At 65.8% G+C, this 22,548-nt stretch carries 17 protein-coding genes; 9 read left to right on the forward strand and 8 right to left on the reverse strand.

The window, feature by feature from the left end; translation table 11 throughout:
- Nucleotides 1-18: 18 nt before the first annotated feature.
- The 3 genes from CH285_RS07890 to trmB are packed head-to-tail and all read right to left on the reverse strand — an operon-like array spanning nucleotide 19 to nucleotide 4,907.
- On the reverse strand, nucleotides 19-3,429 hold the full coding sequence (locus CH285_RS07890; protein ID WP_094643592.1) for an MMPL family transporter: 3,411 nt from the start codon (nucleotides 3,427-3,429) through the stop codon (nucleotides 19-21).
- Nucleotides 3,430-4,116 (reverse strand): NYN domain-containing protein, encoded by a 687-nt coding sequence (locus CH285_RS07895; RefSeq protein ID WP_228139387.1) that lies wholly within the window; start codon nucleotides 4,114-4,116, stop codon nucleotides 3,430-3,432.
- 14 nt (nucleotides 4,117-4,130) lie between these two features.
- Nucleotides 4,131-4,907 carry a tRNA (guanosine(46)-N7)-methyltransferase TrmB gene (gene trmB, locus CH285_RS07900; RefSeq protein WP_370878763.1) on the reverse strand — a complete coding sequence of 259 codons (777 nt, stop codon included), beginning with the start codon at nucleotides 4,905-4,907 and terminating at the stop codon, nucleotides 4,131-4,133.
- A gap of 226 nt (nucleotides 4,908-5,133) precedes the next feature.
- On the opposite strand from trmB, the gene CH285_RS07905 reads away from it, so the two are divergent.
- The 4 genes from CH285_RS07905 (at nucleotide 5,134) to CH285_RS07920 (ending at nucleotide 10,265) form a co-directional block, all read left to right on the forward strand.
- Nucleotides 5,134-6,219: a hypothetical protein gene (locus tag CH285_RS07905; RefSeq protein ID WP_141214953.1), complete on the forward strand. Its 1,086-nt coding sequence runs from the start codon at nucleotides 5,134-5,136 to the stop codon at nucleotides 6,217-6,219.
- Nucleotides 6,216-7,766 (forward strand): hypothetical protein, encoded by a 1,551-nt coding sequence (locus tag CH285_RS07910; RefSeq protein ID WP_094643590.1) that lies wholly within the window; start codon nucleotides 6,216-6,218, stop codon nucleotides 7,764-7,766. The genes CH285_RS07905 and CH285_RS07910 overlap by 4 nt, the downstream gene beginning before the upstream one ends.
- Nucleotides 7,767-7,824: 58 nt before the next feature.
- Nucleotides 7,825-8,127: a DUF6802 family protein gene (locus CH285_RS07915; protein WP_052057394.1), complete on the forward strand. Its 303-nt coding sequence runs from the start codon at nucleotides 7,825-7,827 to the stop codon at nucleotides 8,125-8,127.
- Between the two features lie 308 nt (nucleotides 8,128-8,435).
- Nucleotides 8,436-10,265, forward strand: coding sequence for a phosphoenolpyruvate carboxykinase (GTP) (locus CH285_RS07920; RefSeq protein WP_032392102.1), 1,830 nt, complete (start codon nucleotides 8,436-8,438; stop codon nucleotides 10,263-10,265).
- A 66-nt stretch (nucleotides 10,266-10,331) separates the two neighbouring features.
- Here the strand turns inward: CH285_RS07920 and CH285_RS07925 are convergent, their stop codons facing one another.
- Nucleotides 10,332-11,210, reverse strand: coding sequence for an ROK family protein (locus CH285_RS07925; protein ID WP_032392103.1), 879 nt, complete (start codon nucleotides 11,208-11,210; stop codon nucleotides 10,332-10,334).
- 9 nt (nucleotides 11,211-11,219) lie between these two features.
- The gene (locus tag CH285_RS07930) at nucleotides 11,220-12,026 is read right to left on the reverse strand and encodes a class I SAM-dependent methyltransferase (RefSeq protein ID WP_230591706.1); all 807 of its coding nucleotides are present in this window, start codon (nucleotides 12,024-12,026) and stop codon (nucleotides 11,220-11,222) included.
- An 83-nt stretch (nucleotides 12,027-12,109) separates the two neighbouring features.
- Here CH285_RS07930 and CH285_RS07935 point away from each other — a divergent pair, with 83 nt between their 5' ends.
- Complete coding sequence (locus CH285_RS07935) at nucleotides 12,110-13,342, forward strand: glycosyltransferase family 4 protein (RefSeq protein ID WP_094643627.1); 1,233 nt, start codon at nucleotides 12,110-12,112, stop codon at nucleotides 13,340-13,342.
- Here the strand turns inward: CH285_RS07935 and CH285_RS07940 are convergent.
- Nucleotides 13,277-15,004 (reverse strand): hypothetical protein, encoded by a 1,728-nt coding sequence (locus tag CH285_RS07940; protein ID WP_094643589.1) that lies wholly within the window; start codon nucleotides 15,002-15,004, stop codon nucleotides 13,277-13,279. The genes CH285_RS07935 and CH285_RS07940 overlap by 66 nt on opposite strands.
- A 25-nt stretch (nucleotides 15,005-15,029) precedes the next feature.
- Here CH285_RS07940 and CH285_RS07945 point away from each other — a divergent pair, with 25 nt between their 5' ends.
- A complete protein-coding gene (locus CH285_RS07945; RefSeq protein ID WP_176458490.1) occupies nucleotides 15,030-16,256 on the forward strand; it encodes a polysaccharide biosynthesis protein in 1,227 nt (408 codons plus the stop codon).
- Here CH285_RS07945 and CH285_RS07950 read toward each other — a convergent pair.
- Nucleotides 16,225-17,301: a substrate-binding domain-containing protein gene (locus tag CH285_RS07950; RefSeq protein ID WP_094643588.1), complete on the reverse strand. Its 1,077-nt coding sequence runs from the start codon at nucleotides 17,299-17,301 to the stop codon at nucleotides 16,225-16,227. The two genes, CH285_RS07945 and CH285_RS07950, sit on opposite strands and share 32 nt — an antisense overlap.
- 103 nt (nucleotides 17,302-17,404) lie before the next feature.
- Here CH285_RS07950 and CH285_RS07955 point away from each other — a divergent pair, with 103 nt between their 5' ends.
- The 3 genes from CH285_RS07955 to CH285_RS07965 all read left to right on the forward strand — a co-directional run bounded on the left by CH285_RS07955 (nucleotide 17,405) and on the right by CH285_RS07965 (nucleotide 21,169).
- Nucleotides 17,405-17,842 carry a MarR family winged helix-turn-helix transcriptional regulator gene (locus tag CH285_RS07955; protein WP_032367431.1) on the forward strand — a complete coding sequence of 146 codons (438 nt, stop codon included), beginning with the start codon at nucleotides 17,405-17,407 and terminating at the stop codon, nucleotides 17,840-17,842.
- A gap of 169 nt (nucleotides 17,843-18,011) precedes the next feature.
- A complete protein-coding gene (locus CH285_RS07960) occupies nucleotides 18,012-19,454 on the forward strand; it encodes a purine-cytosine permease family protein (protein WP_094643587.1) in 1,443 nt (480 codons plus the stop codon).
- Nucleotides 19,451-21,169: a nitrilase-related carbon-nitrogen hydrolase gene (locus CH285_RS07965; protein WP_094643586.1), complete on the forward strand. Its 1,719-nt coding sequence runs from the start codon at nucleotides 19,451-19,453 to the stop codon at nucleotides 21,167-21,169. Before CH285_RS07960 ends, CH285_RS07965 begins: the two co-directional genes overlap by 4 nt.
- Before the next feature lie 101 nt (nucleotides 21,170-21,270).
- Here the strand turns inward: CH285_RS07965 and CH285_RS07970 are convergent, their stop codons facing one another.
- Complete coding sequence (locus CH285_RS07970; protein WP_027495378.1) at nucleotides 21,271-22,395, reverse strand: DUF3068 domain-containing protein; 1,125 nt, start codon at nucleotides 22,393-22,395, stop codon at nucleotides 21,271-21,273.
- Nucleotides 22,396-22,548: the final 153 nt, after the last annotated feature.

A 22,548-nucleotide genomic window follows, 5' to 3' on the forward strand; every position in this document is an offset into this window, starting at 1 on the left:
CGGCTGTGACGACTCGCGTCAGCGTGAGCGGTTGCGCTCCCGAGCCAACAGTTCGCTGACACTGAGCACCTGGCCGTTGTCGCCGCCGCGATGGCGGCCACTGTCCCCGCCTTCGGTGGACGGAGCGGCACGACGACCGGACGGCTTCTCCTCGCGATCCGATTCCGAACTGGCCCCGACACCGTTGCCGTTGCTTTCGGTGTCATGTCGTTCCGAAGTGCGGTGGTCGGAACCACTGCTGACGGAACCACTGCTGTTGGAGCCACTGCTGTCCGAACCGTTGCGGTCGATGCCGTTTCCGTTCGAGCCACGGCGTTCGGACCCGTTGTCGGCGTTGCCGTTTCGCCCGAAACCGTTGCTTCCGGCAGCAGTGCCGCCGTGGGTGCCGGTGCCCGAGCCGTTGGTGCCGTGCTTGTCGACCCCGTTCGTAGCAGCGCCGTTGGTAGCGGCTCCGTTGGTAGCGGCTCCGTTGGTAGTAGCCCCGTTGGTGGTCGAGCCGTTGGACGACGACCCGTTGGCACCGGTGCTGTGACCGTTCGAGCTGAGACCATTCGAGGTGTGGCTGTCAGAACCGCGGGAGCCGTTGTTGAGCGACTCGCTTCGCGGAGTGCTCGGCCGTGGTGCCTGCGATGCGCTCGGGGCTCGCAGATCGGCCAGCCAACTTTCGATGGATCGCGAATCCGGTTCCTCGGCCCGTCCCGCTCGCGTGCTGCGGGTACGGCTCGGGGGTGCACTCGGCGGTTGAGGCGACTGTTCGGGTACGGGTGCGGCACTCGGGGGAGCGGGTCGAACGATGTCCGCTGCCTGAGTCGGTTCGGGTTCGACGTGCGGACGCGGCGGAACCTGCTGAGCCCGAGTCGGCCCGGATACGGGTGGGCGCGGTTCGGCAGGACGCGGCGGAGTGGGACGCGCCGCGGGTGCCTGCGGCGAGTAAGCCTGCGACGAGCGACCCTGGGGCGAATAGGCCTGCGACGAGTTCGGCTGCGACGAGTACGGCTGCTCCGAATCGGGCTGGGGCTCGGCCTGCTTCGGGGGAGTGGTCGGTGCCGCGCGGGTCGGCTCGGGTGGCGTCGCCGGCCGGCCGGTCACGCTTCGACGCGACTCTTCCTTCGCGGCGTGCGTGGCACGGATCGGTCCGCCTCCGTGCGGTGCCACCACCGGAATGGGTTCGGTGAGGGGCTCACCGCGGCGCGGTGTCGGACGCATCGGGGGTGCGACGGTCGACGAGGGTGCGCCGCCCGCGAGGGCGAGTTCGGGCACGTCTCCGGTGGGCAGCAGCTCGTCTTCGAGGATGGTCTCGCCGAGGCCGAGCTTGCGCTGAATGCGCTTCATCCACTGCGGAGCCCACCAGCAGTCGTCGCCGAGCAGCTTCATCGTGGCGGGCACGAGGAACATGCGAATCAGCGTCGCGTCGATGATGAGAGCGGCGATCATGCCGTAGGCGATGTACTTCATCATCACCAGATCGGAGAACGCGAACGCGCCGGTGACGACGATGAGGATCAGCGCCGCCGCGGTGATGATGCGTCCGGTATGCGAGGTTCCGATGCGGATGGCTTCGCTTGTGCTGGCACCCTTTTCGCGTGCCTCGACCATTCTGGAGAGTAGGAACACCTCGTAGTCCGTGGACAGGCCGAACACAATCGAGATGATCAGCACCAGCACCGGAGCCATGATCGGCCCCGGGGTGAAGTTCATCAGCCCCGCCCCGTGACCCTCGATGAAGATCCACGTCAGGATGCCCATGGTGGCACCGAGGCCGAGGACGGTCATCAGCACCGCCTTGATCGGCAGCACCAGCGATCCGAACGTCAGGAACATCAGCATCGTCACGATGAACACCACCAGCACGGCCATCAGTGGCAGCTTGTCGATGAGTGCGCTGATCGAGTCCTGCTCGATTGCCGGGGTACCTCCGATCATGACCGTCGCGCCGTCCGGCACGTCGATGCTGCGGAGGAAGTCGATGGCCGGTTTCGAGTCGTTGCGATCGGTCAACCCGGCCTTGAAGACGATGACGCCGTCCTTGCTGGCACCGACGGGAGTGAACTTCTCGATCAATCCGGGAGCGTTGTTCGCCTGCGTGGTGATCGCGCCGAGCGTCGGACCCTGCGCGCCCTCGATGACCATCTTGATGGGTTCGGTGCGCTGGCCGGGGAACAGGCTGTCGAACTCTCCCTGCGCGACGCGGGTGACGTTGTCCGGCGGTAGGTACGTCTCGTTGATGCCACCGAATTTGATGTTGCCGACGGGCAGCGTCAGAAGGACCAATCCGAGCACGATGGGCACGGTGACCTTGACGGGGTTGCGCATCACCCAGCGGGTGAGCTTGCCCCACATGCCGTTCTCGATCTCTTCGCTCGACTTGGTCTTGCGCATGAACTTCAGACCGAGGGCGTCGACGCGTGGGCCGAGGATGGCGAGCATCGCGGGCAGGATCGTGATGGCCGTCAGCGCTGCGAGCGCGACGGTGGCGATGGATCCGTATGCGACGGATTTCAGGAAGCCCTGCGGAAACAGCAGCAGGCCACCGAGGGAGGCGACGATCATCGTCGCGGAGAACACGACGGTGCGACCCGCCGTCATGACGGTACGGCGCACGGCCTGTGGCGTCGTATGTCCGTCACCGAGTTCCTCGCGGAATCTCGAGACGATGAAGAGTCCGTAGTCGATGGCCAACCCGAGTCCGACGAGCGAGACCACGGGCGCGACGAACGAGTTGACCTCGGTGAAGTTGGTGAACACCTTGACGATGCCGTTGGCTCCGACGACAGTCAGACCGCCGATGATCAGCGGGAGCGCCGCGGCGACGACGCCGCCGAAGATGAAGAACAGCAGGACTGCGACGGCGGGAATCGCCAGCAGTTCCATGCGGTGGATGTCGCCGGCCATCGTCGACTGCAGTGCGCCGGCCACGGCTTGAAGACCGGTCACCTGCACGTCGACGCCGTCGATGTAGAAGGCGTCCTTGACGGCCTGGAAGTTGTTGGTCAGTTCGGTGTCGTCGGCACCCTTCATCGCGATGCTGGCGATGGCATGTTGCTTGTCGTTGGTACCGAGAGCCGCGAGGTTGGGTGCGCCGGGCACCTTGAAGTAGGTGCCGTTGACCTTCTCGATCTGGTCGGGATGGTCGACGGGGAGCGATTCGAGGCTCGAGACGACCTTCGACTGGAATTCCGGGTCGTCGATCGACGACCCTTCGGGCGCGGTGTAGAGGACGATGACGTCACCCTGCTTGTCGCGTCCGAACGTCGTGTCCGCCAGACGGGCAGCCTGGGCCGATTCCGAGGTCGGATCGTCCCAACCGCTCTGACTGAGATGGCTGTTGAGATCGAGACCGTAGGCAGCGAAGCCCAACAGCCCGGCCACCATGACACCGATAACGGTGTACCGCAGGCGGTAGACGATGTCTCCCCATCTGGCGAACACTTAAGAAACTCCTTGGCGCCCGACGAGCAGGGCGGACAGCGGTCGGAAGGGCTGCAGCCACGCGCCCTCGTCGGGGAGCGAATCGAGACTCACCCGAGGCAGTGGCTCACGGAAGACGCCGGGAATGTCCTCGAGGTCGAGGAATTCCAGGATGTCCGACGTGACAGCCCAGCTTGCGTGCTCCCGGAATCCCAGTACCTGAACGGGTACTCCGGTTGCTGCGATGGCCTCCAACGGCCCCTTGAACGCCTGACCGTCGGCGGACGCGACCATGACACCGGCGAGGCCGCCGTCACGGTTGCGGAAGTCGATGTGGTCGAGCATGTCGGCGTCGACATCACTGTCTTCGTCGACCTTGGGCTTGGCGAACACCGCGAAGCCCACGTTACGCAATGCTTCGACCCAGGGGCGGACGACGTCGGCGCTGCCGGGTGCAATGTTGGTGAACACCGTTGCCTCGGGCTCGAGCGTCGCGGTGCCCGAGGTGGACAGTTCGGCGGTGCGGCTGAGCAGCCATCGGCCCAGCGCATCGAATCGTGGGCGGTAGGCAGCGGTGGGCCGGCCACCCAGGATCGCGCCGAGACCCATGTCGAGGTTGGGGGCATCCCACACGAGCAGGACTCGCTTGCTGTGGCGGGACTCACCGATCGCCCCGAGCTCGGCGGGGTCGATCACGGTGTCGGGCATGTCCGTACTGACGCTCATGCTGTCTTCTTTCCCCAGATCAATTCCGTCACCGAGCTGCCCACCTGCTGGGCCTTGCCCTCGAACTTGGTCACCGGCCGCTCGTGCGTCATGGGCGACTCCCAATCGAGAACGGTCAGGCCGGGCTCGGCGTTCCCGGCCTCGGCAATCCACTCAGCGTATTCGGCGTGATCGGTGGCCACGTGCAGAACGCCGCCCGGCTTCAGGCGATCCGCGATCATCGCGAACGTGGGGCCCTGCAGGAGACGACGCTTGTGGTGGCGCACCTTGGGCCACGGGTCGGGGAAGAAGACGCGAACGCCGGTCAAGGACTCCGAGGTCAGCATGTTCTCGAGGACGTCCATCGCGTCGCCGCGGAACAACCTGACGTTCTCGATGTTCTCGCGCTCGATCTGCTGCAGAGTCTGCGCGAGCCCGGGTCGGTAGACCTCGACGGCCATGAGGTTGACGTGCGGCTCGGCCATAGCCATTGCCGTGGTGGCCGTGCCCGTGCCCGACCCGATCTCGAGAATCGCCGGACCGCTGCGCCCGAACCAGGCGTCGATGTCGATCTGCTCGTCGGCGACATCGCGGCCGATGCGTGGCCACAGGTTGTCCCAGGTGCTCTGCTGAGCGTCGGTCAGCGCTCCGCGGCGGGAGCGGAAACTGGTCACTCTGGGGTACAGCCGCGAGCCCCGTTCCTGGGTCTGCACCGAGTTGTCTCCGGTGTCGGCAGAGGTGTCCTGTGGCTCGTTCACCGGTCCATTGTCGCGCATCGGCGGAGTGTGTGACAGGTGGGTCTCGAGTTGAAGTTGAGACTTGCTGTTCCATCGCTGATCAGCGGTAGGGCCACGTCCTATAACTACAACGGTGTAATTCTCGACGGCCCGTCCGGAACGGCCGTCGTGTGCCAGAATCGGTGCCGCAGCAGGGGGCTGCGGGCCACGTGGCCGATCGTGCTCGACGAGCCGATCGCACATCTCGATGTGGCCGTTCGGTGGGTCGTTTCCGGGGGGATCGATGATGGACGGTGCCGAGGCAGGTCTGGGTCGATTGCGTGTGCGCTCGGAAGAGGTGGACGCGGCCGGGGCCGGCGCAGGCCGGAAGGCTGTCGAGAATGCTGTCGAGCGGCGTCTGCGGCCGCTGGAGGTGCACGTTTCCGGCCGCGTCGGAGTCGGGAAGTCGGTGATCGTCTCGGTGCTCGATGCCGCGCGACTGCATACCGACGGGTTCGAGGTCCGGTTGCACGAGAGCGGATGGGCCGATATCCCGCGTGCCGCGGAGGTGCAGCAGAGCCGCACCGCATCCGATGTCGACGTTCTCGTCCACGTGCTGGCCGGTGCCGTGTCCCCGGACGACATCACCTTCCTCTCCGCTCGACCCGGCGGACCGCCGGCACACACCGTGATCCTGCTGAACAAGGCCGACACTCTCGACGAACCCGCAGCGACGGCCGCAGCGGCATCCGAGCAACTGGGGCGAAAAGTGCTGCCGGTGATGGGATCTGTTGCAGCGGGCCTGGGCGGCGCGGCCCGAGGCTTCGCTGTGGACATGGCCGATGTGCGGGCCGTGGCGGCCGGTGCGCTGCGTACTGGGGATCTGATGACGGTCGATCGGTTTCGGAGTGCTGATATTCCGCTCTCGACGCCGCGCCGAGAGGCACTGCTGGACCGGGTGGAATTACGCGGTCTCGCCCTACTCGTCGATGCGCTCCGGCGGCGTAGCGAAGTGTCCGACGCGGATGTACTGCGTGAGCTGTGGGAGGCCACCGGCGTCGACGCCGTGACGACGGTGGTGTCCGACACTGTCTCGGCTGCTGCGACGGCCCGCGACGACGACCTGCACGAACAACTGCTGCAGATATCCGCCCGTCACCGTGACGTTCGAGGGGCCGTCGAATCCTATCTGGCTTCGGACGAGGCGGTGGCTGCCGATATGCGCTGTGCTGCAGCGCGATTGGCGGTGCCGATCGAGACGGGCTCGGAGCAGGCCCTGCTGGAGCAGGCATTGGTGTGGAAGCGGTGTGCCGCCACCTCGGAGGACGACGACGTCCGGCGCTCCGCCCTGGCCCTGTGCCGCGGCTATGTGCGGATGCTCCGACCGTGACCGATCCGAACCGGTTCCCGCTGCCGGACGATCTGAAAGGTGTTCTGCGTCGACGGAACTCGGAATCCCTCGTACGCATCGACCGTGCACGCAGCAGCCGACCTGCAGGCATTCACGTCACCGGCACCGCAGCATCCGGCAAGACCGAGATATGCCATCTGCTCACCCGGCGCGACGGCGCGGAGATCGGGTTCGCCGACTCGATCGAGAAGGCCGCGGTGGTCGTGATCGTCGTCGACGCGTCGGCTCCGGTCGGCCGTGCCGACGTCGAGCGCTGGCGTCCTGCCTTCGAGTCGACACCGGTTGTGTTGGTGGTCAACAAGGTCGATGTGCATCGCCGGTGGCGCGAGGTGGTCGACGCCGATATCGAGATCGTCGCCGAGCGTGTGCCGCGTGCGGTGGAACACTCCGTTCATCCGGTCTCGGCACGGTTGGCACGAGCCGGTAGGGAGATTGGCGATGCTGCCGTGTTCGCGGAGTCGGGTTTCGGGGCGGTCGCCGACAGAATCGACGCGTTGCTGATGCAGGCCGCGGCGGTAGGGGCACAGCGCAAATACGTTGCTGCAGTGCAGGAATCTGCCGCAGAGGCGAAGGCCGCCATCGTGGCCGAAGCTCGCGCAGTGACCGGAGGTGGTGACACCGCCCCTCTGCGTGCCAGGCGGGCGCGGCTGCTCGATGAACGAGAACGTCTCGGTGGTGACCGACGAGCATTGCTGCACAACCGTATTCAACGGGTTCGGGTCGACTGTATTCACGCTGCGGTCGAGGACGTTCGGATGCTCGGCGCGCAGGTACGGCAGACGATAGAGGGATCGCGGCGGGCCGAACTCGGCCATCTGCCCGGGCACCTCGCCGAATCCGTACAGGCAGTTCGAGCACGCGCCGACGCTGCCTTGTCCACCGGTATCCGCGCCGTGGAAGTCGAACTCGGGCTCGCCGGCACGGTGCCCGAATCCGGTACTGCAGGCGGTGAGATCGGCATCGGCGAACCGACCAGGCGACGCGGGATCGAGGACGTCCTGATGGTCGCACTGGGGGCCTCGGCAGGGGTGGGACTGGGTCGGCTCGTAGTTTCGCCCCTGGCTCTGATTCCTACCTTGGCCGTCGCCAACACGATCGTCTCACTGGCCATCGGTGCCGCGATCGCGTGGTGGTTGACCCGCTCACGTGCACTCGTCGCCGACCGTGCGCACCTTCGCGGCTGGACCCAGGAAAGTCTGGCTCGCGTGAAATCGGACGTGGAACAGCGGCTGCTCTCTCGCATTCTCGACGCCGAGTCCGCACTCGCGTCGGCGTTGACCTCGGCGGACCGGGAGGCGGCGGCACGTATCGATCTGTCGCTGGCCGAGATCGACGCCGAACTTCGCACGCTCGCCGATCACAGATCGGCGCTGCTCTCGGCCTGCGATCGGGATCTGGCTGCACTCGAGCGCGGGCTGGAGCGATTTCGCGGGTCCGGGCGCGACTCGGTCGTGCCGTCGAAGCCCGTCGAATTCTCTCCCGGCGATCCGGAACCGATCGGCGCGTCGATGCGTCGAAGCGGGTAGGTGCACGTCCGAACAGGTTCGCAGGCGGCGAACAGGGACCCGACAGTGAGGAGCGTCGATGATCGCGGTGGATGGCTTCGCAGTGGGCGGTTTCGAGACGAACGAGCCGGCCGAGGACGCGTCGGGCGATGGTGGCGGTTATGTCTCGACGGACTGGTTCGATCTCGACGGCGACGGTCGTCACGAGACTTCCGTTCGGACGACGGAGGCCGGAACGACGGTGGGAACGGATGTCGATGGAGACGGTGTGACAGACAAGTTCACCGCCTTCGACCGTGACGGGCACTACGAATCCTGGGAGATTTTTCGGGAAGCGAACGGTTTCGGGCAGGGCAGATCGTCCGAATCCGGCCGACTGTAGGCCATTCGGTCTGATTTGCATCGGCGCTGGTGGATGGCTTCTTGCGTCGGTCTTTCCCTATCTGAATCGGTCTTGTGACCAATCGGACAACACCCTGTTTCTGGAATCACGTCGCTCGGCGTTAACCTGATGAACAGGACATCCGGCGCTCGGTCCTCGGCTTGCTGTATCCAGTAACATGGTGTACTGCAGCTCGAACGGCCGAGCAGCGCCCCGCCGAGAGGGGAAAACCGAGATCTACTCGTGCGTGCTTGCCCACAGCGATCGTGCGAATTCTTCCCGGTTCCGGCTAACCCCAGGAGAGTTAGATGACCTCAGCGACCATTCCCGGTTTGAGCGGCACCGACAGCGTGCCGACTCGACACAAAGAACTGCTTGCCTGGGTTGCTCAGGTAGCCGAACTGACCGAACCGGACTCCGTGGTGTTCGCTGACGGATCCGACGCCGAATGGGAGCGCCTGACCGACAAGCTGGTCGAGGCAGGAACCTTCACCCGTCTCAACGACGAGAAGAAGCCCAACTCGTTCCTCGGCAACTCCGATCCGTCGGACGTGGCCCGCGTCGAGTCGCGCACGTACATCTGTTCCAAGGAAGAGATCGACGCCGGTCCCACCAACAACTGGATGGACCCGTCGGAGATGCGGTCGTTGATGACCGAGCTGTACCGCGGTTGCATGCGCGGACGGACCATGTACGTCGTTCCGTTCTGCATGGGACCGTTGGACGCTGCCGATCCCAAGTTGGGCGTCGAGCTCACCGATTCGGAGTACGTCGTCATCTCCATGCGTGTGATGACCCGCATGGGTCAGGCCGCTCTGGACAAGATCGGCGACGACGGGTTCTACGTGAAGGCGCTGCACTCGCTCGGTGCTCCGCTGGCCGAGGGTCAGGCCGACGTGCCGTGGCCGTGCAACGACACCAAATACATCACCCACTTCCCCGAGGACCGCGAGATCTGGAGCTACGGATCCGGTTACGGCGGCAACGCGCTGCTGGGCAAGAAGTGCTACTCGCTGCGTATCGCGTCGGCCATGGCCCACGACGAGGGCTGGCTAGCCGAGCACATGCTGATTCTCAAGCTGATCTCCCCCGAGGACAAGGCGTACTACATCGCCGCGGCATTCCCGTCCGCGTGCGGTAAGACCAACCTCGCGATGATTCAGCCGACCATTCCGGGCTGGCGTGCCGAGACCATCGGTGACGACATCGCGTGGATGCGCTTCGGTGAGGACGGTCGCCTCTACGCCGTCAACCCGGAGTTCGGTTTCTTCGGTGTCGCTCCGGGCACCAACTGGGATTCCAACCCGAACGCGATGAAGACCATCGATCAGGGCAACTCGGTGTTCACCAACGTCGGCCTGACCGACGACGGCGACGTGTGGTGGGAAGGCCTCGAAGGCAAGCCCGATCACCTGATCGACTGGAAGGGCAACGACTGGACGCCCGAGTCCGGAACCGATGCCGCACATCCGAACTCGCGGTACTGCGTGCCGATGGCTCAGTGCCCGTCGATGGCTCCCGAGTGGGACGACCCGCAGGGTGTGCCGATCTCCGCAATCCTGTTCGGCGGACGACGCAAGACCACCGTTCCGTTGGTGACCGAGGCCCGCGACTGGCAGCACGGAGTGTTCATGGGAGCCACCGTCGGCTCCGAGCAGACCGCTGCCGCCGAGGGCACCGTCGGTACCGTCCGACGCGACCCGATGGCCATGCTGCCGTTCCTCGGCTACAACGTGGGCGACTACTTCCAGCACTGGATCGACCTCGGCAAGAACGCCGACGAGTCCAAGCTGCCGAAGGTGTTCTACGTCAACTGGTTCCGTCGCGGCGACGACAAGCGCTTCCTGTGGCCCGGATTCGGTGAGAACTCGCGCGTGCTCAAGTGGATCGTCGAGCGCATCGAGCACAAGGCCGCGGGCGTCGAGACCCCGATCGGTGTCGTCCCCACGGCCGAGGCACTCGACATCGACGGCCTCGACACCACCGTCGACGACGTCGCCGAGGCACTCGCGGTGAACACCGACGAATGGAAGGCCGAGATCCCGCTGATCCAGGAGTGGTTCGACTTCGTCGGCGAGAAACTGCCCACCGGAATTCAGGACGAATTCGACGCCCTCAAGCAGCGTCTGGGCGCGTAGTATTCACGAGACAGAACGGGGCTCACCGAGGGGTGGGCCCCGTTCTGGCTTTCGAAGTATGCGAGATCAGGCAGTGAGAGCGGCCGCGCCGTGCAGGGTGCCGAGTCCGCTCAACGCAGCCGGCACCACCTGCAGGCCGTCGAGGAACTTCAGGCGCGCGTGCAAGGCGATCGACTCCCGGATCGGATCCCACAGCGGCGGGCCGGCCTGAGCGAAGCCGCCGCCGATCACCACCATCCGGACGTCCACCAGTGCGACCGCCGATGCGATGGCCTGACCGAGAGCCACTCCGGCGCGTTGCAATGCGGTGACGGCGAGCGGTTCGCCCGCGGCGGCATCCGTAGCCAGTTCGACACCGGTGTTCCCCGGCCAGCCCTGCTCCCGAGCCCACCGCACCGCCGAGGGGCCGCTGGAGACGGTCTCGACGCACCCGATTCCGCCGCACGCGCAGGGCGTCGTCGAACCGGGGACGACGATGTGGCCGATGTGCCCGGCATTGCCACTGGCCCCGGCGACGATTTTCCCGCCCAGCACCAGGCCCCCGCCGATGCCGGTGGACACCACGAGGCTGAGCACGTCCGGTATCCCGACAGCGGCACCGAATCGATGCTCACCCAATGCTGCTGCGCTGCCGTCCATGGCCAGAAGTACCTCGGCGTCGGGCAGTGCGGCGGAGATGTGCTCGCGCAGGCCGAACCCGTTCTTCCACTCGTCGACGTTGATCGGCGCGACCGACCCGGTGACGAGGTCGACTGGACCGGAACACGCGACCCCGACCCGCGTCACGTCGACGCTTCCGACGACCCGGTGCAGCAGTTCGGCACAGGCCTCCCACACGCCGGTGGCCGGTGTCGGAACTGTCTCCGGGTGCTGCGGACGTCCGTCGTCGCCGACGAGTGCCGCTGTCATCTTGGTGCCGCCGATGTCGAGCGCGAGTGCCGTCATCGATCCAGGTTATGCGGGAGTGGAGCCTGCGGAATGACCCATTGGGTATGCGTTCGGTTTCAGGACCAGGACGAGGTTGCTGCCGAGGAACTCGCGGAGTATCGGTACACGCATCATCCACCATGCCCAGCGCGGGTGATAGCGCGGAAACGCGGCCAGTAGCGTTGCGTTGGGAGTGCTTCGCGCCCAACGCAAGCCGTCTGCCGCGCTGATGTCGAACAGAGATTCGCCGAATCTGTTCTTGGGTTCGTGTCCGGTGGTGCGGGCGTAGCGTCGGGCCGCGTATTCACCGCCGAGATAATGCCACGGCCGGGTCTCGTGGCCGCCGAACGGGCCGAACCAGATGGTGTACGAGAGCACCGTGAGGCCGCCGGGTTTGGTGACGCGCAACATCTCCTCGGCCATGGTCCACGGCTCGCGGACGTGCTCGGCGACGTTCGACGAGAAGCAGATGTCGACGCTGTCGTCGCGGAAGGGCAACGCCATGCCGGAGCCGCGAACCGAACCGGGGATCTGCAGTCCGGCGGCGTGCATTTCCGAGGCGTCGGGTTCGACGGGCAGATAGCGCGCGCAACTCGCGCCGAAGACGTCGGCGAAGTATCCCGGTCCGCCGCCGACGTCGAGCACGGTCGCCGCCGACATGTCGGTGCCGGTCAGGCCGCGGTACAGGTCTCCGATCAGTTCGACGGAATCACGGGCCAGGGCACCGTAGAAGATGTCCGGAGAACTCTGCTCGTGCCCGAAGTCCTTCAGGAGTTTCACCGAGCGACGCAGTGTCGCGCGAGAGGCGAACAGTCGTGTCACGGCGGAAGTCACGAAAACGAACCCTAGCGGTTAGTGTGGCAGCGGTATTCGACGACGGTCGAGAAGCGAGCACGGTGGATGGGGTGAAGCGAGCGGTGCGCGAGGTTCTGTTGCTGTGCTGGCGCGATACCGGGCATCCGCAGGGCGGCGGCAGCGAGCGCTACCTCGAGCAAGTGGGCGCGGGCCTGGCTCGACGCGGTGTCCGTGTCACGCTGCGGACGGCCTCCTACCCCGGTGCTCCGGCCGAGGAGATCGTCGACGGCATCCGGATCAGTCGCGGTGGTGGTCGCCTGTCGGTGTATCCCCGCGCTCTGGCCGCCATCGCCGCCGGTCGGCTCGGTTTCGGGCCGCTCAAAGGGATCTCCCCGGATGCCGTGATCGACACCCAGAACGGCATTCCGTTCTTCTCCCGCGCAGTACTCGGTGTGCCGGTGACGCTGCTGGTGCATCACTGTCACCGCGAGCAGTGGCCGGTGGCGGGCCCGATGATGGCAAAGCTCGGCTGGTGGCTCGAGTCGACGATCTCACCGAAGGTGCACCGCCGCAATCAGTACCTGACGGTGTCGTTGCCTTCTGCAGACGAGCTGATCGCTCTCGGTGTCGACCGGGAGCGCATCGCCGTGGTCCGCAACGGTGCCGACGACATCCCACTGTCTGTACCGGAAGGCGGCGAGGACACCCGCACGCCCCACCCGTCCTTGTCCGTGCTGTCGAGGCTGGTTCCACACAAGCAGATCGAGGACGCGATCGACGTCGTGGCTGCACTGCGCGGCCGCATTCCCGACATCCATCTCGACGTCATCGGCGGCGGATGGTGGGAACGGAATCTTCGCGAGTACGTCACGAGCCTGGGCGTCGATCGATACGTCACCTTCCACGGTCACGTCGACGAGGAGCGCAAGCATGCACTGCTCGGTCGGTCGTGGGTGCATGTGATGCCCTCCCGAAAGGAGGGCTGGGGGCTCGCCGTCGTCGAAGCTGCCCAGCACGGTGTTCCCACGGTGGGCTATCGCAGCTCCAAGGGACTCACCGATTCGATCATCGACGGCGTCACCGGTGTTCTCGTGGGTGGTTCGACATCCGGAGCCGAGGACCGCGATGTGTCCGCGCTGACCGGTGCCGTCGCCGAACTGCTGCAGGACGCCGAGGCCCGCACCCGCCTCGGTGAGAAGGCACGAGTCCGCGCGGGTGAGTTCTCCTGGGGCCAGTGCGCCGACGGCGTGTTCTCGGTGCTCGACGGGACGACGCGCGGCACCTGGTCGTCAGGCCTGGTGGGAGCGGCCGACGCGCATACCCCTGCCGAATCGGCTCAGGAGTCCTACCGCTAGTCCGCCGAGCAACAGCAGTGCCCACGCCAGATGTGCGAGCACAACGGCTGTCGCCGAACGACGTTCGAGCATCGCCGGATCCGGCACCCGATAGAGGCTCAGTTCCTCGTCGGAGTACACGGCGGCGAGTCGGTCCAACGTCTGCTGCGCATTGCCGAGCTCGCCCGGAGTCGTGTTCTCCACCAGTACCCAGCCGACACCCAGGGCCGCGAGAGTGTCCGCGGAGTCGCCTGCGAGCAGAGCGTTCTGCACGTCCGTCGCCCGTTTCCCTTCCCCGCGGACCGTGCCGCCTGCGACGAGGAGTTCACCGGTCTGCAGGACGTCGAGCGGCAGCATGCGGGGTGCGGGATCCAGAACGGGTGCTGAGCCGCTGTAGGGAAAGCGGCGAAACATTCCGGCGGGAAGTACGGCCACGTCGCCGTCCTGGTCGGCGAGTTCCGCCGACACCGCTTGCCACGACTGCGGGTACGTCACCGGCTTCAGTGCGTTGCCGACGCCCCAGCCGAGGTCGGGGAGCGCAACGAGCAACGCCAGCACGGCAACGCCCCCCGGCAGCCATGCATCGCCGAATCGGGTGCGTCGGGATGCCAACCAGCTGATACCGGCCGCAGCGGCGAGGGCGTACATCGGCATGGCCAGCGCGACCCACTTCTGCGAATCGCGGAGCAGACCGGCCCCGGGGACGGTGTCGCCCAGTACGCGAGCCGCCGCCAACCCCGGTCCGGTTGCTGCCAGCGCAGGAAGCACGATGGCAGCGAGTGCAACGACACCCAGGCCCACGATCACCGGATTGCGTCGACGGCGATACAGCGGCCGTATCCCGAGAGCGACGACGGTCAGCAACAGGACCGTCCCCACGACAGCGAAAAGTCCTGTCCGAGAACCGGGTACGGCGTCTGAGTTCCAGATGCCGCCGAGACCGGCCAGACTACCCACCGTGCCCAGACCCGGTTCGGCGCGTGCTGCGAACGCGGCCCAACCCGCCGGATCCGCCGGTTCGACGCCACCGCCCGACACCATCGTCGCAGCCAGCCACGGCACCGACGCGACGGCGGCGATCGCGAGGGTGGCGACCACGCGCAGGCCGCGTCGGGCACCCCCGGGGAGGGCGACGACCAGTAGCGCGACGGTTGCCGCCAGCAACGCACCGGTAGGGGTGAGCCCGGCCGCGGCCAGGCAGACGGCGAGGGCCCACCAGGAGTGACCGGACCTGACTGCGAGTGCGGCGACCACCGTCCACGGGAGGGCGGCGTAGCCGACGAGCAGACTCCAATGTCCCTGCAGCAGGCGTTCGGCGACATAGGGGTTCCACACGGCCACCGTCGACGCGACGAGCAGGGCAGGCAGTGGCGCGGTGGGCAGCATCTTCTGCGCCATCACCGCCGCGCCCCAGCCGGCCGTCCACAACGCCAGCAGCAGAACGGCCTTGACCACAAGGCCACCGTCGAACACCGTGGTCAGGGCCGCGATCGCGGCATCCTGCGGCACTGCCCGCGCGGCCGCGTCGGCGATTCCCCAGGCGGAGTCGGTGAAGTAGGAACGGGGGGTGCTGACGGCGTCGCGAAGCAGGAGATATCCAGGTCCGAGCAGTGGCCCGAGAACGACGAGCGAGAGCAGCAGGCTGTAGAGCGGCGGCGTCCACCTCGACCTCGACCACGCCATGATCGGCACCCTATACCGTGGACGCATGTCGTTTCGCGCCTCGTCCGAGGCAGACCACCCGGCGGGTGCGTCCGTCGCCGGGATGGGGATGGTGACGGCCGGCTCGATGTTCGCCAATGTCGTGGCGTATCTGCTGCAGGTGCTCGCAAGTCGCATGCTCGGCGTCGAGGGTTACGGCGAGTTCGCGAGTCTTCTTGCGGTGCAATTGGTTCTGGCGGTCCCGGCGTTGGCGTTGCAGTCCGTCGTCGCGCGCGAGGTGGTGCGCGGCCGCAGTTCTCGCGAGCTGCGTGGTGTCGGCTACCGCTGTGCGGCGGTCGTGGGTGTGCTGGCTCTCGCTGTGTCGCCTGCGTTGTCGGCGGCCATGGACGTCTCCGCAGCGGCCACGGTGTCGGCCGTGATCGCTGCGCCGGTGCTGGTGTTGTTGGCCGCGGAGCAGGGGCTTCTACAAGGACGTGGCCGATTCGGCGCGCTGAGCGTGGTGTTGGCGGCGGCCGGTTTCGGCAAGGTGGCGCCGGCGGTGGTCGTGTTGCTGCTCGGCGGCGGCCCGGGTTCGGTGCTGCTGGCGACGGCGGCCGGTATCGGCGTGGTGGCCGTCGGCGCGCGGTCGGCCGCTGGAGTGCCGGTAAACGCGGTGTCGGAAACCAGGGTGACCGTTCTGACGGTGCTGCAGGCCTCGCAGGTGCAGTTGGTGCTGATCGCGATGTCCGCATTGGATTTGGTGCTGGCTCGGTCGTTGCTCAGCAGTACCGAGGCCGGGCTGTACGCGGTCGGTGCCGTCGCGTCCAAAGCGGCGTTCTGGCTGCCGCAGGCGGTCGGAGTGGTGTTGTATCCGCGCATGGCGAACCCGCTGCACTCGGCTGCCGCAGTGCGATCGGCGCTGACCGTCGTCGCCGGACTCGGCACGGTACTGGTACTCGGGGGCGCGCTGGCGTCGCCGCTACTTCCTTTGGTTGTCGGTGACACGTATTCCGGTGTGCAGCAATACGTGTGGCTCTTCGTGTTGCAGGGGGCATGCCTGGCGGTACTGCAGAGCGCGCTGCTGTGGGCAATCGCGGGGGAGCGTACCCGCCTGGCCCTCGTCGCCTGGTTCGCCCTCGCGGTCGAGGTGCTGCTGTTGCTGTTCGTGGCCTCCACCCTGGGCCAGTTCGTCACCGTCGCAGCCGTTACCGCCGCGGTCACGATGGCCGTCGTGTGCGGCGTTGTCCTGTTCGGCGACAGAATCAGTCGCGCGCGGGCCGGATCTCGCCGATGATCTCGAAGTCGACAGCACCGGCCAACGCCAGATAGATCGGTTGCGAGACGTGGCCGTCGGACAGAAACAGGTGCCCACGGGCACCGGTGAACGACACCGAATCGGATACGGATTCGATGATGCGAACATCTGCTGTGCCTGCCCTGTTCACCAGCGCGCCCAGCAGTTTGATGCCCTCGTAGCACGACTGTCCCAGTGCGCCGACGATCGGCGCATCGACCCCGAAGGAACGAGCGAAACGAGCCGAGAATCCCAAACTTGCTTCGGTGGCGAGGGTTTCGAAATAGCCGGACGCGACGTACAGCCCGTGGGTGTTCTCGCCGCCGGCCGCCAGCAACATGTTCTCGTCCATCAGTGGACTGAGGCGGATGCAGTGCGCGTCCAGCCCGGCACCGGCGAATTGCTGATGGAAATGGACTGCGTCGTCGCCGATGAGGAGGACCACGGTCGCGTCGGCACCCGATCGCTCGATCGCGGTGACGGTCCTTGCGAAGTCGCTCGTGCCGACCGGTGCGAACTCCGCGTGCACCACCGATGCGCCCAGCCCACGGAGCCGAGTTGCCGTGATGGAAGCGCTCTTTCGGGGCCAGACGTAGTCGTTTCCGACTATCGCCCAGCGGCGTCGTCCGAATTCGCGAACGAGGAACTCCAGCGCCGGGACCAGTTGGTTGGCAGGCGTCTCACCGGTGATGAACAGTCCCGGGTAGCGGTCGCCGCCCTCGTACATGGAGGTGTACACGTACGGAATCCGTCCGAGCGTCACCGGAATGACGGCTCGCCGTACCGCCGAGGTGTGCATCCCCGCCACCGCATCGAGGGCACCGGCATCGAGCAGCGTCGCGACCTCGTGGGCCACCGTCACCGGATCGCGGCCGCCGTCGATGGACATCAACTCGACGCGGTGGCCCAACACGCCGGCCGAGGCGTTGAGTTCGTCCCTGGCCAGCTGGGCCGACAGCTCGCTCGACGGTCCGATGATGCCGAACGGTCCGGACATCGGAAAGATCAGGCCGACGCGAAACGTGTCGAACCGATCGCTGTTCATCGTGCCGTCCGTCCGCTCGGTGTCTCTTCGCGGTTCGCTTCACCATAGAATCGCGAGAGAGACTGTAGCGCCGACGCAGGAACCGAGCAGGGGGGACGATCACGTGGATCACCAGGATGCTGCGTCGGCAGCGCGTTTGCTCACCGTGGTCGAGCGGGCCGTGTCGGATCGATTGCGCGCCACCCTCGTGCCGTGGGAATTGGACCTCGAAGAATGGCGAGTGCTGTCGCTGTTGTCCGACGGTGAGGGACACACGATGGCCGAGACAGCGGAGTTCGCATTGCTCTCCCCGCCGACGTTGACCAAGGCGGTCAACCGGCTGGTGTCCAACAATCTGGTGCACCGCCGTACCGGCACCGTCGATCGTCGGCAGGTGCTGATCCGCTTGACGGCCCGTGGGAAAGCAAAGCACGACGCGGCCGCCCCGATGATGAACGACGCCGCGGCGATGGTCTTCCCGTCGGAGTCGGATCGTGAGCTGTTGCAGTCTCTGCTCCGGGCCCTCGAGACCAACGCGAAGACGGCCTCGATCACCCACTGACCTTTCTCGGCGTCCGGTCTCGGACGCGGTCTCCGCCGTAACCTGCCAGGTCGGCCGCTTTCGTGATCTCTTTTTAACATGTTTCACATTGCAATAGTGTCCACGGAAAGTATTGTTCCGATGCAGCGCAGCCAGCGCTCTCGCCGCGAACTGAAGTGGACACCCGTTCATGAACATGAAGAAATACTTCGAGGGGCCAGCGACCAGCCTCGACGATCAGATCGAAAGCTACGCAACCTCCCGAGTGCCCGACGACCAACGCTGGCGGCGGCCGGCGATCCTGCTGGTCCTCACCGGCAACGTGACCGCGATGTTCTGGTTCGCCCTCGGCGGCCAGATCGGGTTTCTGGTGGGATGGCCGATGTTCCTGATCCCCGTGGCGTACATGGTGATCGGTGCGACGCTCGTCGGCAGCCTCATCATGCGTATCGCCAGCCAAGAGGGTCTGTCGCTGCCACTGCTCACCCGCGGGCTCGGGTTCGGAACCAAGGGTTCTGCCGTCGCCTCGCTCGTCTACGCGGTCAACTACGTGTTCTACTTCATCTTCGAGGGCAGCATCGTCTCGCACGGGCTCAGTGAGCTCGCGGGGATCGAGATCGACTCCGCCTGGGCCACAGTGGTATTCGTGCTGGTCGCACTCGTGGCGCTGTTCTTCTCCTGGCGCGGTATGCACTCGATGAACATTCTGCAGCGCTTCGGGATGCCCATCTTCCTGATCCTGTTCGCCGTCGGTATGTACATGCTCGCCAGCGGTTACGTACTCGTCGGGCCCGGCGAATGGGAAGCGACCGGTGGATTCACCGCCACCGCACTGTGGCAGGCGTTCAGCCTCGCGAACGGGCAGGTCGTGTTTCAAGCACTCATCGCCACCGACTACGGACGGTTCGTCAAGAAGAGCGTCAGCTATGTCGGAACGGCCGGACTGATGCTGGCAGAACTGCTGATGATCGTCGTCGTGATGATTCTCGGTGTGTTCCTCGGTTTCACGATGCTGCGTCATTTCACCGGAACCACTGCAACACCGGAACTCTCGGCCACCGACCCGGGACTGTACTTCGCCATCGTCATGGGTCTGCTCGGCGTGATCTTCGCGGTGGTCACCCAGGTTCGCATCAACGTCATGAACCTGTATTCCGGATCGCTCGCCCTGTCCAACGCGTGGGATGTGCTCTCGCCCAGGAAGGTCGGGCGTCAATGGTGGATGGTGGCGCTACTGGTGGTGGGCGTGCTGTGCTACCCCGTCAACATTCTGCAATACACCGACAAGTTCCTGGCCGTCACCGGCATCATGACCAACACCTGGATCTTCATTCTGCTCGCGGACTACTTCGTGTGCAGAAGACTGCTCGGCCTGGCACCCCGCGACAACATCGAGTTCCGCGAAGGGCGCGTGCGCAATTGGAACCCCTGCGGCATCATCGCCATGGCAGCGGGCGTCGCGGTGGGCGGACTCGGCGTGTTCGGCCTCTACTCGTCGTATTACGCGTCGTTCATCGCCATGCTTCTCGGTCCTCTTCTCTACGTTCCGCTCACGATGGCAACCCGCGGACAGTTCTACGAACCACCGAAATCGAACGATCCCCTCATCGCCGAAAGGATTGTGGCGTCATGACATTCACTGCTGCATCCGTCCAATTCGAGCCCACGCTGTTCGCGAAGGAATCGAACGTCGCCGCTCTGAGCGACCTCGTGGAGAAGGCGGCCTCGGACGGAGCGCGCCTGATCACGACACCCGAAATGGCAACCACCGGCTACTGCTTCCACGACACCGAGGAAGCGGCAACCGTCGTCGAACAGATCCCCGGCCCCACCACCGAGACGTTCGCCGAGATCGCGTCCCGTCGTAACTGCTACATCGTCGTGGGCATGCCCGAAGTCGATGCGACGAGCGGATTGTTCTACAACAGTGCAGTTCTCATCGGTCCCGAGGGAATCGTCGGCACACACCGCAAGACGCATCCGTACATCGCCGAGCCCAAATGGGCGGCCCCAGGCGATCTCGGGCACCAGGTGTTCGAGACCCCGCTCGGTCGCATCGCACTGCTCATCTGCATGGATCTGCACTTCCTGGAGACGGCGCGTGTGGTTGCGCTTCAGGGTGCCGACGTGATCTGCCACATCAGCAACTGGCTCGCCGAACGCACTCCTGCCCCCTACTGGATCAGTCGTGCCTTCGAGAACAACTGCTACGTCATCGAGAGCAATCGCTGGGGTCTCGAACGAACCGTTCAGTTCAGCGGCGGCACCTGCATCATCGAACCCGACGGCAACGTGGCCGGTCGCCTCGACGTCGGTGACGGTATTGTCCTCGGCGACATCGACATTCGTCGCACACGAGAGGCCGGGCCCGTGCGCAGGCCGAATCTGTACCGTGAACTGCAGACCAACACGTACGCGTGGAACCCGCTCGATTTCTTCACCCTCTACGGCCACTCGCCCTTACCGGCCGGGCGGACTTCGTCGGTGAGCGTCGTGCAATGCACTCCGGGGACGTCGATCGACGGCAATCTCGACGACATCGAGCAGTGGGCCGCCGGCCTCGCGGGCGCGAGCGATCTCATCGTGTTTCCCGAACTGTCCGTCACCGGGCCGGTCTCCGCGGATCGGCCGCCGCGCGAGGTCGGGGAGTCGATCGACGGGACGTCGCTCGCACGCGTCGTCGATATCGCTGCCCGGCATGGTGTTTCGATGGTCGTCGGTGTGGCTGAGCGCGACATCGGATCCGATCGGGTGTACAACTCCGCAGTGCTGGTTCAGCCGAACGGAACCTGCACGGCGTACCGCCAGATCCATCTGTCCGTCGAACACACCTCGCTGTTCGACGCGGGCGACCGCTGGACCGTCGTCGACCTTCCCGTCGGGAGAGTGGGAATGCTCGTCGGTCACGATGCACTGTTGCCGGAGGCCGGCCGAATTCTGGCGCTGCGTGGCTGTGATCTGATCGTTTGCCCGGCCGCACTCGCCGGCACTTTCGTCGGCTCCCACCCGGGAACCGACATCCCTCATGCAGCAGAGATTCCCACCGGAGCCGATCCCACGCACTGGCATCACATGCGCGTCCGGGCAGGCGAGAACAACGTGTACTTCGCGTTCGCCAACACGATCGACACCGACCGCGGAATTGCCGGACACAGCGGAGTATTCGGGCCCGACACCTTCGCCTTCCCCCGAACCGAAGCCCTCGTCGACAGTGACGCACCGGGCCACGCGACCTGCGTCGTGGACACCACGAGCCTGGGTGGGGCGTACCCCACCAACGTCGTGCGCCGCAAAGACCTCGTACTGATGCGGCAACCACACCAGTACGGAATTCTCTCGACGGCCTGAGTGGCCGAAAACGCCAGTGGCGTGGTCATGTCCCCGCTTGGGCACACAACCACGCCACTGGCTATCTGGTCGTTCCGCAGGCTCCACTCCTGCATAGGCACTTACTCCTTGGAGAGGTTCGTCCTCGGAATCTCTTCCGTGCGATCGGTCGTCCAGTCGCGGTTCGGTGCGGTGCCGCCACTGGGGGTCGGGCGGGGACCGGTGTCGGTGCGGGCCGGCTGACGGTGTCCACCGTTGCCGCCGCCGCGCAGCAGCAGAACGACTCCGGCGATCAGCGAGATGACACCGAGGATGCCGGCGACGATCGGAACGGTGCGGCCGAAGAGCGACAGCTTGTCCTGGCCGTCCTTCGCCTGCTGGATCTGGTACTCGACGGTGTTCTCGTCGAACGTGATCGGGGCCTTCAGCACGTCGACCTCGGGACGGCCTGCCTCACGGCCGTAGTACTGGTGGATCTGCTCTTCGCCCTTGACGACGACGCCGGTCTCGGGCTCGACCCACAGGGTGCGGGTGTTCTCGTACCAGCGGGTCATCGTCACCGGTGCGGTTCCACCTTCGACGCCCCAGGTGTCGGCGGGCAGCGTGACCTTGTTGGTCGGCAGGTTCACCACGGTCGACAAGTCGACCGGTCCGACGGTCTGCTGGTACTGGTACACCGGCGTGCCGTTGATTTCGGTTTCCTCGACGAAGTCGATGTCCTTCGAGGCGCGCGCGTTGACGTCGAAGTACGGGTAGCTCTTCTGCTCGGCGTTGAACGGGAACTTGTACTGCAGACCGGTGTGGGCCACTTCCTCGGCCGGCTTGTCGCCTGCCACCTGAATGGTGCCGATCGGGCTTTCGACGGGCATCGAGGTCTTGCGGTCGATGCTCACGCGGTCGACCGTGGCGGTCAGCAGGCCGGTGTCGGCCTGCTTGTCGGTGCGGCGCAACGTCTGTCCGGCCTGAAGAGTCATGATGTCGGCGTCGGAGGGATCCTCGACGGTGACGAATCGCTGTGAGGTCAGCGGAACGTTCTGATCGACCACGGCGCGACCGGCTGCCAGCGACCGCGCGTCGAGGACGCTTCCGGTGCCGGTGGAGACTGTGGTGACCTCGAGGTCGAGTGGAGTCTTCTCGAGCGCCGAGACGGTGTAGGTGGGGATGAGGATGGCGGCAACCACCAGAAATGCGCCCAAGCCGATGAGGAAAAGGGCCAATATCCGGCTCGGCCCTGAGCGCTCCGCCATGCTGAATCTCCTTAGTCGACCGCTTCACTGGAAGACACCGCAGGCGGGATCGTACGAATTCCCCGATGCGCTGCCCGATTTCTTACGACACGTCGCAGGTGACAGTAACAGTCGACAGTGGCACCGGTCTCGTCCATGCCGGTTCGACACGGC

This window comes from Rhodococcus sp. 05-2256-B1 (assembly GCF_002258465.1).
In the GTDB taxonomy this organism is placed as follows: domain Bacteria; phylum Actinomycetota; class Actinomycetes; order Mycobacteriales; family Mycobacteriaceae; genus Rhodococcoides; species Rhodococcoides fascians.

Excerpts from the sequence above, each read along its gene's own strand:
- CH285_RS07895 (WP_228139387.1), bottom strand. The coding sequence starts at position 4,116 with ATGCCCGACACCGTGATCGACCCCGCCGAGCTCGGGGCGATCGGTGAG.
- CH285_RS07905 (WP_141214953.1), top strand. The coding sequence starts at position 5,134 with ATGATGGACGGTGCCGAGGCAGGTCTGGGTCGATTGCGTGTGCGCTCG.
- CH285_RS07915 (WP_052057394.1), top strand. The coding sequence starts at position 7,825 with ATGATCGCGGTGGATGGCTTCGCAGTGGGCGGTTTCGAGACGAACGAG.
- CH285_RS07920 (WP_032392102.1), top strand. The coding sequence starts at position 8,436 with ATGACCTCAGCGACCATTCCCGGTTTGAGCGGCACCGACAGCGTGCCG.
- CH285_RS07925 (WP_032392103.1), bottom strand. The coding sequence starts at position 11,210 with ATGACGGCACTCGCGCTCGACATCGGCGGCACCAAGATGACAGCGGCA.
- CH285_RS07940 (WP_094643589.1), bottom strand. The coding sequence starts at position 15,004 with ATGGCGTGGTCGAGGTCGAGGTGGACGCCGCCGCTCTACAGCCTGCTG.
- CH285_RS07945 (WP_176458490.1), top strand. The coding sequence starts at position 15,030 with ATGTCGTTTCGCGCCTCGTCCGAGGCAGACCACCCGGCGGGTGCGTCC.
- CH285_RS07950 (WP_094643588.1), bottom strand. The coding sequence starts at position 17,301 with ATGAACAGCGATCGGTTCGACACGTTTCGCGTCGGCCTGATCTTTCCG.
- CH285_RS07960 (WP_094643587.1), top strand. The coding sequence starts at position 18,012 with ATGAACATGAAGAAATACTTCGAGGGGCCAGCGACCAGCCTCGACGAT.
- CH285_RS07965 (WP_094643586.1), top strand. The coding sequence starts at position 19,451 with ATGACATTCACTGCTGCATCCGTCCAATTCGAGCCCACGCTGTTCGCG.
- CH285_RS07970 (WP_027495378.1), bottom strand. The coding sequence starts at position 22,395 with ATGGCGGAGCGCTCAGGGCCGAGCCGGATATTGGCCCTTTTCCTCATC.